Source organism: Clostridium sp. TF11-13AC, from assembly GCF_003481065.1.
GTDB lineage: Bacteria > Bacillota > Clostridia > Lachnospirales > Lachnospiraceae > Otoolea > Otoolea fessa.
Window position 1 is genome coordinate 108,387 of record NZ_QUKJ01000004.1, and the last position, 14,235, is coordinate 122,621.

General features: G+C 49.7%; 12 protein-coding genes. 3 read left to right on the top strand and 9 right to left on the bottom strand.

Annotation, left to right across the window (positions count from 1 at the left end; genetic code table 11):
• Positions 1 to 29: 29 nt before the first annotated feature.
• The 3 genes from DXD12_RS10225 to DXD12_RS10235 all read right to left on the bottom strand — a co-directional run bounded on the left by DXD12_RS10225 (position 30) and on the right by DXD12_RS10235 (position 3,723).
• Complete coding sequence (locus DXD12_RS10225; protein ID WP_118638299.1) at positions 30 to 1,079, bottom strand: lactonase family protein; 1,050 nt, start codon at positions 1,077 to 1,079, stop codon at positions 30 to 32.
• Positions 1,080 to 1,218: 139 nt separating this feature from the next.
• Complete coding sequence (locus DXD12_RS10230; protein ID WP_118638355.1) at positions 1,219 to 2,472, bottom strand: SLC13 family permease; 1,254 nt, start codon at positions 2,470 to 2,472, stop codon at positions 1,219 to 1,221.
• Between the two features lie 126 nt (positions 2,473 to 2,598).
• Positions 2,599 to 3,723: a PrpF domain-containing protein gene (locus tag DXD12_RS10235; protein WP_118638300.1), complete on the bottom strand. Its 1,125-nt coding sequence runs from the start codon at positions 3,721 to 3,723 to the stop codon at positions 2,599 to 2,601.
• Between the two features lie 373 nt (positions 3,724 to 4,096).
• Between DXD12_RS10235 and DXD12_RS10240 the strand changes: the two genes are divergently transcribed.
• Entirely contained in the window at positions 4,097 to 4,939 is an 843-nt protein-coding gene (locus DXD12_RS10240; RefSeq protein WP_117796095.1) for a LysR family transcriptional regulator, read from the top strand.
• 23 nt (positions 4,940 to 4,962) lie between these two features.
• On the opposite strand, the gene DXD12_RS10245 is transcribed toward DXD12_RS10240, so the two are convergent.
• Positions 4,963 to 5,241: a hypothetical protein gene (locus DXD12_RS10245; protein WP_118638301.1), complete on the bottom strand. Its 279-nt coding sequence runs from the start codon at positions 5,239 to 5,241 to the stop codon at positions 4,963 to 4,965.
• A gap of 372 nt (positions 5,242 to 5,613) precedes the next feature.
• Between DXD12_RS10245 and raiA the strand changes: the two genes are divergently transcribed.
• Positions 5,614 to 6,141, top strand: coding sequence for a ribosome-associated translation inhibitor RaiA (gene raiA / locus DXD12_RS10250; protein ID WP_022360630.1), 528 nt, complete (start codon positions 5,614 to 5,616; stop codon positions 6,139 to 6,141).
• Positions 6,142 to 6,253: 112 nt separating this feature from the next.
• Here the strand turns inward: raiA and DXD12_RS10255 are convergent, their stop codons facing one another.
• The 4 genes from DXD12_RS10255 to trxB form a co-directional block, all read right to left on the bottom strand.
• Positions 6,254 to 7,921 (bottom strand): formate--tetrahydrofolate ligase, encoded by a 1,668-nt coding sequence (locus DXD12_RS10255; RefSeq protein WP_118629334.1) that lies wholly within the window; start codon positions 7,919 to 7,921, stop codon positions 6,254 to 6,256.
• Positions 7,922 to 8,046: 125 nt separating this feature from the next.
• Positions 8,047 to 8,691, bottom strand: a complete 645-nt coding sequence (locus DXD12_RS10260; RefSeq protein WP_118468430.1) for a cyclodeaminase/cyclohydrolase family protein — start codon at positions 8,689 to 8,691, stop codon at positions 8,047 to 8,049.
• Between the two features lie 254 nt (positions 8,692 to 8,945).
• Positions 8,946 to 10,493 carry an SH3 domain-containing C40 family peptidase gene (locus DXD12_RS10265; RefSeq protein WP_118638302.1) on the bottom strand — a complete coding sequence of 516 codons (1,548 nt, stop codon included), beginning with the start codon at positions 10,491 to 10,493 and terminating at the stop codon, positions 8,946 to 8,948.
• 211 nt (positions 10,494 to 10,704) lie between these two features.
• Positions 10,705 to 11,622, bottom strand: coding sequence for a thioredoxin-disulfide reductase (trxB, locus tag DXD12_RS10270; protein ID WP_118468434.1), 918 nt, complete (start codon positions 11,620 to 11,622; stop codon positions 10,705 to 10,707).
• A 316-nt stretch (positions 11,623 to 11,938) separates the two neighbouring features.
• Between trxB and DXD12_RS10275 the strand changes: the two genes are divergently transcribed.
• Positions 11,939 to 12,670 carry an SDR family oxidoreductase gene (locus DXD12_RS10275; protein WP_118638303.1) on the top strand — a complete coding sequence of 244 codons (732 nt, stop codon included), beginning with the start codon at positions 11,939 to 11,941 and terminating at the stop codon, positions 12,668 to 12,670.
• On the opposite strand, the gene DXD12_RS10280 is transcribed toward DXD12_RS10275, so the two are convergent.
• The gene (locus DXD12_RS10280; RefSeq protein ID WP_118638304.1) at positions 12,667 to 14,091 is read right to left on the bottom strand and encodes an MBOAT family protein; all 1,425 of its coding nucleotides are present in this window, start codon (positions 14,089 to 14,091) and stop codon (positions 12,667 to 12,669) included. The genes DXD12_RS10275 and DXD12_RS10280 overlap by 4 nt on opposite strands.
• Positions 14,092 to 14,235 lie beyond the last annotated feature (144 nt).

Below are 14,235 nucleotides of genomic sequence, written 5' to 3' on the forward strand. Positions count from 1 at the left end.
CAATTCAAAAATATCTCGGCATTTTTTCTCTACCGGGTCTTAAATACTATGCAGACTGGGCTCTCCGTTTCTACTACCACCGGATTTTCCTGTAAACTTCCATTCTCATTTCTCATGAAGCATACAATGGTGTCTGTTACCTCATTGGCTGCAGCAACCCACTCTCCATCCGGACTGACGGTCAAAAATCTTGGCTGTTCACCGCCGGTCTTAATGTTCTGCATCCAGCTCATCCGGCCTGTCTCAGCGTCCAGATGGTACACGCTCACGCTGTCATGCTTGCGGTTCGATACGTACAGGGTCGTTCCCTCTGCATCCATATCGATAGCGCTCGCCCAGCCGTCTCCGGCATAGTCCTCCGGCAGACTCGTCAAAATCTGCATCGGCTCCAGCGTTCCCTCGTTCTCATCAAACCGGTACGCCGCTACCGTGCTGTCTTTCTCATTCACGCAATAGCAGAAACGGTTGCTCGGTGCAAATACGCAGTGTCTCGGCTCTGCCCCTGTGCGTCCCTTGATGGCAAAATGCTCTCTCAGTGTTCCTTCTGTTCCGTTTGTTTCAAATAATGTAATTTTTCCGACACCCTGAAGACGTCCCTGGGATGGAACTGCCAGCCAGCGTCCGCTCCGATCAAGCATCGTCTGATGCGGATGGGAAATATAACCCGGACCGCCGTTACCGGAAATGAAATACAATTCCTTGATTTTTCCAAGACTTCCATCCTTCAACACCGGAATCAATGAAACTGCACCGGTCTGTAAATTTGCCACATACAGCCATTTTCCGCTTCTGTCAAGCACCAGATGCACCGGATTCGTTCCGTGTGTGCCCACTGTATTGCAGTAGACAAGATTTCCATCCGGCTGGATTCGATAAGCGCTGACTTCGCTGTAATCACCATGAATGGTATACAGCATGTCCTGTGCTTCATTCAGACAAAAATAGGACGGATTAACCGGACCTTCTAAAAGTCCAACCGGTTTCCAGGTTCCATTTTCTATCTCAAAAATACGGATGCCTTTGCCGCGGGCGTTACGCTCCTTGGTGGTGCGGCATCCTACATATGCGAACTGTTTCATGGTAGATTCTCCCTATCCTTTCCTTAAACTTCCACTTAACGTTTGTTCAGAAACCAGCCTGTTCCATTTTCAAAACCAAATCCATTCAAAATGGCATTCCGGTTTCTGAACTTCCGCTTTCTCCTCTTGGCTCTGTCAATTATCCAACAAAACTTGTCACTCCGATAAAGGTCAGTACACACACAATCACAACGACTGTCGCGGACAGTGCGAACAGAGTACCGAACATCTTCTGCTGCTCCTTATCGCTGCAGTCCGTCTCCTGTGCATAGCTTGCCAGAATCAGGCTGCCGCCGGTTGAAAGCGGGCTGATACCTGCAACAGTTGCGCTGCACACGATTGCAGTGATAATCTGCATGACGGATGCACCACCCACCTGAGATGCGATATCCGGAACCGTCGGAATCAGAGTCGGGAATACAACGCCGTTTGCACTGGAAAACCAGGACATTAAGCCTGCCGTAAAGCCCATGATCGAACCAGCCGTCCGCTTCGTCATAAAGGATGCCAGAATGGAGGAAAGCAGGTCGATGCCGCCCATTGTCTGGGTAATATTCATCAGGACATTGACGCCTGCAATCAGAATCAGAACACTCCACGGAATCGCCTTGATCGCTTTTTTCTCATCTGCTGTTCCAAGTAAAATCAGAATCATTGCCAGTGTGAAGCAGAGAAGTCCTACATCATAGGAGAAGCCGACAACCAGCACAACCATGATTACCAGAGCAATCAGGCTGAGCCACTGATTCCGCGTAAATTTCTCCACCTTTTTCTCGCCGCTCTCTGCATTTCCGCGCAGCTTGTAGCCGCCTAAAAGGATATACATCGCAACTGCACAGACAAAGTTGCTGACGCTGACACCGATGAAAATATTGTTGATGGAACCTTCAATTCCCATCTCTGTCATCATATCACCTACGATAATACCTGTCAGGGCAATCGGGGAAGCCGTTCCGCCGACCGCACCGAGAATCGCCATGACACCCATCAGAATCGGACTTACCTTCATCTGTACTGCCAATGCGACTGCAAAAAGGACGGTAACCGACTGCACGCTGATCGCGCCCGGTCCGGCTGCAGATAAACCAAAACTAACTACATAAATGATAATCGGTACTAAAAATAAATGTTTCCCGCAAAGTCCTATTAGACGATCCGATATCTTTTCCAGAGTTCCATTCTGCTGTAAGAGGCTGAAAAACAGCATCGTTCCGAGCAGAGTTGCAAACAGCTTAAATGGAAATCCTTTATAGATATCTGACGCACCTATGCCGCCAATTTTTCCCAGTATCAAAGCCAGACCGAAGCAGACCAGACCTACATTTGTTTTCTTCACAAATCCAAGTACAATCGCCCCAATCAGGCATCCAAGTGCTATTACCTGAAGTCCCATAATCATTCTCCCTCTTCTATCTTGTGTTTGTTGCCAGGTTACCTTTATTCTTTTACGACGTCCATTGCAATGTGGCAAAGCTTACTTTTTTACTTTTCCAGCTATCTTCCACTTTCATTTCTTGCATTAGTCTCTCACATACACCCAGCCGTCCATGATACGTCTCGCCGTCCGTGTCACGCCGCCCTTGATGACTTTTTCGCCGTCCATCTTAACATCCACTTCGGTCACGCCGCTCGCATGTCCCAGACGGATAATATCCTGATCCGGCGCCGGTTTGACAATCTCATTGACGATTGTGCCCGAAATCCGTGCTGCTGCGCCTGTTCCGACTGCTACAGTCATCGGGTACGCCTTGTGAAGTGCGCCGACCGAGATCGCCCGGCAGCAGAGATCCATCGTATCCGCTTTTACTTCATTTCCATCCATATTGATGTAGTCTTGCGGAGCAGAGACGATGGAAACCTTCGGAGCCGACGTCGATTTCGTCCGCGCGTCCTCCCAGTTCTCCACGAAACCGCATTTCACTGCCGCCATGCCGCGGATACGCTCGATGTGTTCCATCACATCTTTATTCTGATTCAGTTCCGTAAGCTCGGATCCCTTAATTCCCAGATCCGATGCTTTGATAAATACCATCGGGTTCGAACAATCAAGTACGGTCACTTCCGCCGGACCATATCCCGGTACATCGAATACCTCTTTTTTCTGCCCGGTCGGGAACAGCTTTCCGGTCTTGGAACCAGCCGGATCCTCAAAATACATATCGATGCGGGAACCTGTTCCCGGAACCCCCTGAATTACCTCGTCGCCGTGTACCATCGCATGGCCGTCCTCAACGCGGACATGTTCCTCAATGATCTTATTGGTGTTCGTATTTAACACGCGCACCACCGTGATCGGCTCAACCGCCGGAACCAGACCTTCATCAATCGCAAACGGACCAACCGCCGATGAGATGTTTCCGCAGTTTGCACTTCCGTCCACTCTCGGAATCACGATATCCACCTGACGGAATGTGTATTCCACATCCACGCCCGGCTTGTCAGACGGTGCAATAATCGCAATCTTGCTGGTCGAGGAAACCGTTCCTCCCATGCCGTCAATCTGCTTCACATCCGGGGTACCCATGACTTTCAGGAAAATATCATCCCAAAGACTCTTATCCTCCGGCAGATCCTTCTCGTGGAAAAATACCGCTTTGCTGGTACCTCCTCTCATGTAGACACATGGATATTTTTTCATGTACATAATTCTCCTCCTTCTCCTATAACGCTTATTTTCATTGAACCTTCTTTTTTGTTTCACTGCTTCTATGTTGTGTTTTTACTTTCACATCTGCAGCTGCCCTTGTGCTGTGTTTTGAACGGAGTTTTCCTTGGCTCCTGCCCTGTATCGCACGAAATTTTCAGTTCAGAAAATCCCCACCTGTGAACAGTTACAAATTCCTGCTGCCACCATGTTTTCTTACGGCACTTTCGGTTCCAAAAGTGCCTACCTGTGAACAGCAACCAACTTACTATTAATTTTTTCTTATACATACTATAACTCATTGCCCCATCCGCTGTAAAATGGTATGATCTTATCAAGATTCATAACAATTTGGAATGATAAGGAGTTCGATATGGATAAACGTGATTATGAACTGCTGCTGGCGCTCGACCAGCACAAAAATATAACAAAGGCGGCGCAGTCTCTCTATATGACACAGCCTGCCATCACCAAGCGGATTCAGAAGATGGAAGAAGAACTGCACTGTCCGCTGCTCATCCGTTCCAAGCGCGGCGTGCTCCTCACCCCGGCAGCCGAAAGCCTGCTGCCATGCGCCCGCACGATCCTAAAAAATATGGAGCAGATGGAAGAACTCGCTGCCGCCAGCCAGGACTACATCTGCGGCACGTTGCGACTCGGCTGTTCTCTGAACTACGCCCACTACCGCCTCCCGGCAATCCTCAAGGACTACACAGACCGCTATCCCAAAGTAGAGGTGCATATCACGACCGAGCAGAGCCGCCAGCTCTACAAGATGCTTTGCAAAGAAGAAATCTCCCTCGCCATCCTGCGCGGCGAATATAACTGGGACGGCAAAAAGATTCTTCTCGCCTCCGAACCCATGTGCCTGATCTGCAGCCGCGAGGACGCCGGGCGTCCTCTGACCGACTATCCGTACATCAGCCACAACACCGACTCCGGCTTAAATTCCCAGCTCTTCTCCTGGTTCGAAGCGCGTGGACTGACCGGCATCCGACGGAATTTCCAGATCGACAGCATCGATACCTGCAAGGAAATGGTGCGGTATGGGCTTGGCTGGAGTATCCTGCCGTCCATCTGCCTGAATAATTTTGACGGCTACACCGAGGCACTTTTCTGGCAGGATGGCACGCCCTTCGTCCGCAATACGTATCTGCTCTGCCAGCCCACCAGTGATCGGCTTCCGCAGGTCAAGAAGTTTCTGGAACTTCTCTAAATGCCACCCTGCTTCGCTCCCGTTCAGGGTGCCTGCTGTAAAACGCCGCCTCCCTGCCTATCCAGGTAAAACGTTTTTTCTTCTGCCATCCCGCCAACTTTATGGTAAACCAGACAAGTTGCACAAAATATATGTTCGACTTTCTTGTTGTCCACATTATCCACATTTTGTCCCCAGTTTTGTGGATAAGTTTTGCACACCCGTTTTTTCCCTTTTTTAGGGAAAATGGAGTTTTGCACCGACTTATCCACATTATCCACAATTTCCGTCTGTTCACGAAGCCCCCATTGTCCCCGGCGCATTTTGATTTCTTTTTTGTTCAGATCTCATAAACTTGCATATTTCTTCCAAAAATACAAGCAGATCTATTGACAAATGAAGAACCCTTGCATTGCCTCCAAACCCCCGTTTTTTCTAGCTTTTTCGACCTTTTTCTGTTGCAAAAACACACCCATTCTGCCCTATCCTGCAAGACTCTTTTTTCATATTTCATTGTCCGCCGCACAAACCGCGCGCAAATCCCTTATAAAACAACAGCAATTCGTGAAAAATCAAACGACACAGTATTTCGACCTGTTTTTCAATTAATTGTGTTGACAATTTTGCAAAAAAGGTTGAATTTAACATCCAAAAGTGGTATACTATAGCCATCCCAATAAAAAGGAGCGATGATTATGCGTTATAAGATTACTGGAAGAAATATCAATGTTACCCCGGGGTTAAAAGCAGCTGTAGAGGAGAAGATCGGAAAGTTAGAGCGATACTTCAATCAGGACACTGAAGTGAATATCACACTTACGGTTGAGAAAGATCGTCAGAAGATCGAGGTTACCATCCCTGTCAAAGGCACCATCATCCGTGCAGAGCAGGAAAGCAACGATATGTATGTATCGATTGATTTGGTAGAAGAAATCATCGAGCGTCAGCTCAAAAAATATAAGAATAAAATCGTAGACAAGAAACAGGCAGCCGTTGCATTCTCTGACCTCTTCATAAACGAAGAATATGATTCCAACGACGAAGTAGATATCGTCAAAGTAAAGAAATTCGCTATGAAGCCGATGGATCCGGAAGAGGCTTGTGTACAGATGGAACTCTTAGGACATAGCTTCTATGTATTCCTGAATTCCGAGACCGAGCAGGTCAATGTTGTTTACAAACGTAAGGGCAACACCTACGGATTGATCGAACCAGAATTTTAATTCATCGCTTCGTACTATAAGTAGACAAGTTTCCTAGCAAAAAGGGGAGCTGCCATGTGGCAGTTCCCCTTTTTGCGTTGTGTTAAGTTCCATTCATATCCTATTTCTTTTCTTAGAACAGACCCGTGATCCGTCCATTCTCATCGACATCGATCTTCTCTGCCGCTGGCATCTTCGGAAGTCCTGGCATCGTCATGATGTCGCCGGTCAGCGCTACGATGAATCCTGCGCCCGCGGATACTTTCAGGTTGCGGACAGTTACTGTAAAGTTCTTCGGTGCGCCGAGCAGCTTCGCATTGTCCGAAAAGCTGTACTGCGTCTTCGCCATACAGATCGGATAGTTACCAAATCCAAGCTCAGTCAGGCGTTTTGCCTGCTTCTTTGCTGCATCCGTGAGTACAACGCCGTCGCCGTGGTAGATCTTCTTCACGATCGCATCCAGCTTCTCCTCGATCGTTGTATCGGTCTCGTAGCAGTAGTGGAAATCGCTCTCAGTCTCGCACAGGCGGATGACTTCTTTTGCCAGCTCCTCGCCGCCTTCTCCGCCTTTCGCCCATACCTCGGACAGAGCTACATTGACACCGACCTCATGGCACTTGTCCTCGATCAGCTTTAATTCTGCCTCGGTATCCATTGGGAAGCGGTTGATCGCTACGACACATGGAAGTCCATATACCTTGGTAATATTTTCTACATGCTGCATCAGGTTCGGAAGTCCCTTCTCCAGTGCTTCCAGATTCTCTGCGTTTAAGTCAGCCTTCGCCACGCCGCCGTGATGCTTCAGGGCACGTACTGTCGCTACTACAACGACCGCCGACGGTTTCAGCTCTGCCATCCGGCACTTGATATCCAGGAATTTCTCCGCACCCAGGTCAGCGCCGAAGCCAGCCTCTGTGATCGTGTAATCACCCAGCTTTAATGCCATCTTTGTCGCAATGACGGAGTTACATCCATGCGCGATGTTCGCGAACGGACCGCCGTGGATAAATGCCGGTGTATGCTCTAAGGTCTGTACCAGATTTGGTTTCAGGGCATCCTTTAAAAGAGCCGTCATCGCGCCCGCTGCTTTCAGATCACCGGCAGTGACCGGTTCCTCGTCATAGGTATAACCTACGATAATCTTGGAAAGGCGTTCTTTCAGATCCGTAATATTGCGTGCCAGACACAGAACTGCCATGATCTCGCTGGCAACCGTGATGTCATATCCGTCCTCACGGGTCACGCCATCCACGCGGCGTCCCAGACCATCTACGATGTTGCGGAGCTGACGGTCATTCATATCGACAACACGCTTCCAGGTAATACGCTTCGGATCGATGCGGAGTGCATTGCCCTGATAGATATGATTGTCCAGCATCGCTGCCAGCAGGTTGTTTGCTGCGCCGATCGCGTGGAAATCACCGGTAAAATGGAGGTTGATATCCTCCATTGGAATGACCTGTGCATATCCGCCGCCAGCTGCACCACCTTTGACACCGAAGACCGGTCCCAACGACGGCTCACGAAGCGCTACGGTTACCTTTTTGCCAAGACGTTTCAATCCGTCTGCCAGACCGACCGTGGTCGTGGTCTTTCCTTCTCCGGCTGGAGTCGGGTTGATCGCGGTCACCAGAATCAGTTTTCCATCCTTGCCCTCGGTCTCTTTCAGAAGACTGTAGTCTACCTTTGCCTTATAATTTCCATACTGCTCCAGATACTTCTCGTCTACGCCTGCTGCCTGTGCAATCTCACCGATTTTCAGTGGATTCGCTGCCTGTGCAATCTCAATATCTGTCATCATTACTCCTGTACCTCCCTGTTTTTGCGGTTTTGCCTGTTCCGGAAGTTTTCACACAGTGAATGTTATCTGCTTTATCTTCTGTAAAGAAGATCCCCCCTGTGAATTTCCCGGAAAGGCTGTGAATGTTATCTATTATATACTGTGTCTGACAATTTGGAAAGACACAAAATTGATTTTTCACAAAAAATTGCATCCGATTCCAGTTTTTCTACTCTTTTCTCAAGTTCTGATACATAACTTTCGTCCTTGATCGATGCCAGATTGATCTTCACATTAAAGAGGGCACCCACAACCGCTGTCCGGGCTAACATCGCCGCAATCAGACCGTCGGAAACGGCACCTTTATTGCCCCTCTTTACGACCGCTTCCGCCATCGGAAAAATCTTTGCCGCTGACTCCGCAATCGCAAGCGGCGCTTCGGTCGCCTCTTTTAACCCCTGCTGCAGGGCGGCAGTGCGGATTTTTTTCTCCTCCTCCGTCTCCTTCGGAAGCTTCAGCGCTCTCATATATCCATTGAACGATTCGCTGTCCTTTTTGATCCCCGCCAGCAACTCCTCATGCAGCGCAGCGCCCTCAGCTGCCAGCGCCTGCATTTCCTCCTGCACCCCGGCATATTTTTCCTTTCCGATCGTCAGATTTGCCACCATTTCCATCAATGCCGCGCCCAGCGCCCCCACCATCGCCGACACGCTTCCGCCGCCCGGTACAGACGCCTTCGAAGCAGTTTCTTCTACAAACTGGTTTACGGAAAGTTCTCTTAATTCTGCCATGATTTTTCTCCTTTTTTATAAAAAGAATGTGCCTTGGCACATTCTCGCGCCGAGCGCGGTCGCTTGCGACATGTTTCTGCTTCGCGCGAGTGCATACATTTTCCTATGAAAATGAAAAAATACCGCAAAATTACTTGTCTCACCGATCAGAAATCTTCTGCCCCGCTGGCAACGTAATTTTGCGGTATTCCCACCGAGCCCTACGGATATGAAATCGTTCCGTAAGAACCGATATACTCCTTTATCTGCGTTTACTAATTTAAGAATGAAACTGCCTTACACGGTGTTCGGTAGTTGGACGGCGAAATCTTGATGCCGCTCTTTGCCGTACTTGCGTGGATAACCTGTCCATTGCCTATGTAAAGTGCTACGTGATTGATATAATTGCCGCTCGCATAAAAAAGCAGATCGCCCGGCTGTACTGCGCTGACCGCAACCTCCTTGCCCTTTGCCGCCTGATCTCTCGAGCTTCGTCCGGTTGAAATACCGAAATGTGCAAATACACTCATTGTAAATCCGGAACAGTCCGCGCCGTTTGTCAGACTGGTTCCGCCGTATACATACGGATTTCCAAGGAACTGCTTTGCATATGCCACAACCGCAGAACGGGTAGCATTTGTTACTTCATTTCCAGAAGAGGACGTACCGCCTGTGCCTGGTCCGCCGCCCGGTCCAACGCCGCTTGCAGTGGTCGCTTTCGTCGCTGCCGCGGTAGTCGGCGCTTTCGTCTCAGCTGCCTTTGTCGTCTCCTTGGCTGCCGCTGTCGTCCCAGCTGCCTTGCTTTCGCTCGGATTCGCCTCTATTGTTCCGCTGTAGGAAGTCTCCGGTGCTTTGGTCGTCTCTTTGGCAGCTGCCGTGGTTTCCTTCGCCGCTGCCGTGGTTTCCGCTGCCCTCGACTCTTCCTCGGCTTTCTTCTTTACCTGTTCCAGGTTCTCGATCGCCGCATTCGCTTCCTGTTTCAGTTTTTCTTCTTCAGCTTTCTGCTGCTGTTCCTCAGCTACGGAAACTGCCTGTTTAAAGTCTACCTGTGTCGTAATATAATCTTTATACACATATCCGACCAGATCATTATCGACGGAAATCTTGGCAAAATCGCCCTCTTCTCCGATCACCTCATACTCTGCATCGGCAGAAAGAAGATCCAGCGTCTTGCCCTCTAAGCTCGGCGTCTCTCTCAGGCGAAGCGTAGAGGTATTTGTAACCTTCGCGTAGGTTGTGCCGACCTCCCTGGCAATCTTGGACGCCTCCTCGCCAGTCACAAAATACTGTGCTTTAATATAACCGGTCACGGACCCCGACTGGATATGGTACCATTTGCCGCCCTCGCCGTCCACCGTGTCCAGAATCGTCGCCGCACAGTTATTGTAAATCTTTCCGACTACCTCGCTGCTGGTGCTCGCCTGTGCGCGCACATTGACATAATTGGTCACACGGGAAATCGCGATATTATCGTAGATCGACTTAGACATCGCGCGGACAACCGCCTCTGTCTCGCCAGTTGTCTCCTTTGGCTGGGCTTTCGTCTCTGCTGGCACCTGTGCCGGTTTGGCTGTCTGCGCACCGCCTGACACGCCCGTCTGACCGGCTCCCGCCACTGCCAGAACTTCTTTAGAAGCAAATGCCTCCGCCAGCTCTTTTTCCGGGTTCAAGCTGCTCGCATAGTAATTATTGATCGCCACTGACGCACCAGCGACCGGGGCATCCGTCTCCAGATTCATCGCCGCCTGGGCGCTCATCTGTCCCGTCCCTGCCATCACAAGGCACGCTCCTGATGCTATCAGAAATTTCAGCGTTTTTCTCATAAGGACCTCCTACTCTTCTGTCCGTTCTGTTCCGTCGTTTTATCTCAAACTGTAACTGTTCAGTACCTTCACAGTCACGCGCAAAAATCCATTAAAAATTGCCTACGGCAATGGGATTTTTGCCTGCTGCCCCATGTTTTCGTACGGTCAGCGCAGTAAATGCGCAGACCTACTAAACAGTTACTCTGTTTTCTTCTATGTTAAAAATGAGTTATGCCTGAAGATATCGCTCTGCAGATGCCACGCAGTTTGCACCGTCCGATGCCGCTGTCAGAATCTGGCGCAGCGCCTTGGTCCGGACATCTCCGGCTGCAAATACGCCCGGAACGCTCGTCTGACCGCTCTCATCCGCCCGGATATAGCCCTGCTCATCAAGCTCTAACTGACCCGCATACAGCTCACTCTCCGGTGCGATTCCGACCGCAATAAAAACACCATCCACGTCCAGCCGCTTCTCTTCTCCGGTTTTGGTCTGTCTCAGCCGCAATGCCTCCACCTGACCATTTCCTTCAATCGCAGCCGTCTCGCTGTTCCAGACAAATTCAATATTTTCAAGCGCCTGTAAGCGCTCCTGCAGCCGTTTTGCCCCGCGAAGCTTGTCTCTGCGGTGGACGATATATACTTTTTCACACATCCGTGCAAGAAAAATTGCATCTTCCAGCGCCGCGTCGCCGCCGCCCACAACGGCAACCGTCCTTCCCCGGAAAAATGCCCCGTCGCAGGTCGCGCAGTATGAAACGCCTGCCCCGCGAAGTTCCTCTTCTCCCGGCACCTCCAACGTCCTGTGATGTGCTCCGGATGCCAGAATCACACAGCGTGCCTCATACGTCTCTTCCTCGCAGACTACTTTCTTCACATTTCCTGAAAGCTCGACCTGCACGACCTCATCCTGTACAACTCTTGCTCCCAGCTTGTTTGCATGCTCCCGGAACTGTCTGGAAAGCTCAAAGCCGGTCACACCCGGAAATCCCGGATAATTGTCCACCTCCCAGGTATTCAGCACCTGTCCGCCGCTGATTCCATTCTTCTCTATCACAATCGTGTCCAGACATGCCCGCTGTGCATAAATCGCCGCACTCAAGCCAGCTGGTCCGGAACCAATGATTATTATATCATACATGGTATACAGTTCCTTTCTTCCGAATCTGTTCGGTAATTGATCCGCTCTATCGCTGTGTCAGATCCATTTGGTTTTAGTATAACACATTTTGGCACTTTCATACAATGCTGTAAAACACTCAGAACAGCAAAAAATGGATGAAAATTTCTTACGATTTTATGACAGGCGGAAAAATGAAACTATTTCATGAATTTTAAATACATGCTATAATTCAATCAAATATGATGTTGGAGTCAAAAGCTTTTGACCCCTCTGATACCGAATTGCTCTGCACTGCGTGCTCCCGCAATTCTCAAAAACATTCGCATATAAGGAGTTTACTGCCATGAATCATAAAACTATCCTCGTAACCGGCGCTTCCCGCGGAATCGGGAAAGCGATTGCATTAACCTACGCCAGGAATGGCTGGGATGTCGTGATTACCTGCCTGAGGCGGGAAGAAGAATTAAAAAAGACCCAGCGCGAAATCGAAGCGCTGGGCGTTTCCTGCCTTGCCTGGATGGGCGATGCGGGCGATTTTGAGAGCTGTTCCCGCCTGTTTGACGCGATCCGGGAGCGCTTCGGTTCCCTGGATGTCCTCGTCAACAATGCAGGGATTTCCTACATCGGTCTGTTCCAGGATATGACGCCGGACGAGTGGAACCACATTCTCAATACCAACCTGACCTCCGTCTTCAACTGCTGCCGCCTCGCTGTTCCGATGATGGTGTCACGCAAATCGGGACGCATTCTCAATATTTCCTCCGTCTGGGGCGTCTGCGGCGCTTCCTGCGAAGTCGCCTATTCTGCCACCAAAGGCGGCATCAACGCCATGACGCGCGCCCTCGCGAAGGAACTTGCGCCGAGCAGCATCCAGGTCAACGCGATCGCCTGCGGCGCTATTGACACCGAAATGAACCAGTTTCTCGATGAAGAAGAACGGAATGCCCTGCTGGAAGAAATTCCAGCCGGACGTATGGGGCGTGCCGAGGAAGTCGGAAAACTGGCATACCAGCTGGGGAGCGAGAACTCCTATTTAACGGGACAGATAATTCAACTGGACGGCGGCTGGATCTAAAACCTGAAATAAATAAACGGATTATACGTGCTGCTGACGAGATACATGGTACACAAAAACAGCAGCACAGCCATAATCACAATATCCACTGTCTTTGTCACTTCTTTCTCATACAAATGCTCCCGCAGCTTCGGGCATATACTCTGCACGATGCCCGAAAGCAGCACGCCCAGCACCGCAAGAAAAATCACCTTCCGATTCACGAACAGCGACGCCGGATAGATGCCGTTCTCCCAGGTAAACATCTGATGCAGGATCACTTTCGCATCCGCCAGCGTATCGGCGCGGAAGAACACCCAGCCAACCACTACAACCAACGCCGTATAGATGTGATTCAGTCCCCGGAAGCAGTTCTTCTCCAATAGCTTCCCAAGTCCCATGCGTTCCACCACCAGAAACAGCCCATGGTACAATCCCCAGATGATAAAGGTTGCCCCAGCGCCATGCCAGAGCCCGGTCGCAAAAAAGACAATCAGCAGATTAATATACGTCCGCACCTGCCCTTTCCGGTTGCCGCCCAGCGGGATATAAAGATATTCCCTAAACCAGGTCGAGAGTGAAATATGCCAGTGTCTCCAGAACTCGCGGATCGAGGTAGAGATATACGGATAATTGAAGTTCTCCATAAAATCAAATCCAAACATTTTTCCCAATCCGATCGCCATATCCGAATATCCCGAAAAATCAAAATAAATCTGAAGTGTGTACAAAACCGCCAACATCCACGCATTGACCGTTCCCAGCTGTGCCAGCGGTTTCTCCATCATCCAGTCCACCGTCGCCGCAAAGGTATTAGCAAACAACATTTTTTTCGCCAGTCCGTAGGAAAAGCGCTTGATTCCATACGCCATCCCCTCCGCCGTACACTGCCGGTTCCCAATCTGTTCGCAGACATCGTGATACTTGACGATCGGTCCCGCGATGAGCTGCGGAAAGAAAGAAATATAGAGCGCCAGATGAAAGATATTTTTTTGCGCCTGAATCGTCCCCCGGTACACATCCACCACGTAGGAAAGCGCCTGAAACGTGTAGAAGGATATTCCGACCGGAAGAGCAATCTCGCGGAAAGAAAGTGTATGTGCGCCGCCCGCAAAGCGGCTTAACAGAGAATTTGCAATCTCGACTGCGAAGTTAAAATATTTGAAATAGCCCAGAAGAAGGAGGTTTAAAAACACGCAGGTTGTAACAGCAAAGCGCATTCTGTGTTTACTCTGCATCCTCCCAATCCACAATCCAAAGAAATAATTCAGCCCGATCGAAACAAGCATCAGAATCACATACTTCGGCTCGCCCCACGCATAAAAAAAGAGACTGGCAGCCAGAAGGACGCCATTGCGGATATGCAGATTTTTCGTTATAAAATAAAGCAAAAATACCGCTGGCAAAAAATACCATAGGAACACAAGGGAACTAAATAACATAAATCATACCATCCTGTATTTGTTACTGTTCACGCATACGTGCCCAGTAACGGAATTTGCCGTGGCTTCGCATTTAAATACGGCAAATTCCTGCCTCCACCACGTTTTCTTACGGCACTTTCGGTTCCAAAAGTGCCTACCCGT

Bases quoted from the DNA above. Each gene is read 5' to 3' on its own strand.
- raiA (WP_022360630.1), top strand. From the start codon at position 5,614: ATGCGTTATAAGATTACTGGAAGAAATATCAATGTTACCCCGGGGTTA.
- DXD12_RS10245 (WP_118638301.1), bottom strand. From the start codon at position 5,241: ATGCGCCGGGGACAATGGGGGCTTCGTGAACAGACGGAAATTGTGGAT.
- DXD12_RS10275 (WP_118638303.1), top strand. From the start codon at position 11,939: ATGAATCATAAAACTATCCTCGTAACCGGCGCTTCCCGCGGAATCGGG.
- DXD12_RS10240 (WP_117796095.1), top strand. From the start codon at position 4,097: ATGGATAAACGTGATTATGAACTGCTGCTGGCGCTCGACCAGCACAAA.
- DXD12_RS10265 (WP_118638302.1), bottom strand. From the start codon at position 10,493: ATGAGAAAAACGCTGAAATTTCTGATAGCATCAGGAGCGTGCCTTGTG.
- DXD12_RS10225 (WP_118638299.1), bottom strand. From the start codon at position 1,079: ATGAAACAGTTCGCATATGTAGGATGCCGCACCACCAAGGAGCGTAAC.
- DXD12_RS10230 (WP_118638355.1), bottom strand. From the start codon at position 2,472: ATGGGACTTCAGGTAATAGCACTTGGATGCCTGATTGGGGCGATTGTA.
- DXD12_RS10280 (WP_118638304.1), bottom strand. From the start codon at position 14,091: ATGTTATTTAGTTCCCTTGTGTTCCTATGGTATTTTTTGCCAGCGGTA.
- DXD12_RS10260 (WP_118468430.1), bottom strand. From the start codon at position 8,691: ATGGCAGAATTAAGAGAACTTTCCGTAAACCAGTTTGTAGAAGAAACT.
- DXD12_RS10235 (WP_118638300.1), bottom strand. From the start codon at position 3,723: ATGTACATGAAAAAATATCCATGTGTCTACATGAGAGGAGGTACCAGC.
- DXD12_RS10255 (WP_118629334.1), bottom strand. From the start codon at position 7,921: ATGATGACAGATATTGAGATTGCACAGGCAGCGAATCCACTGAAAATC.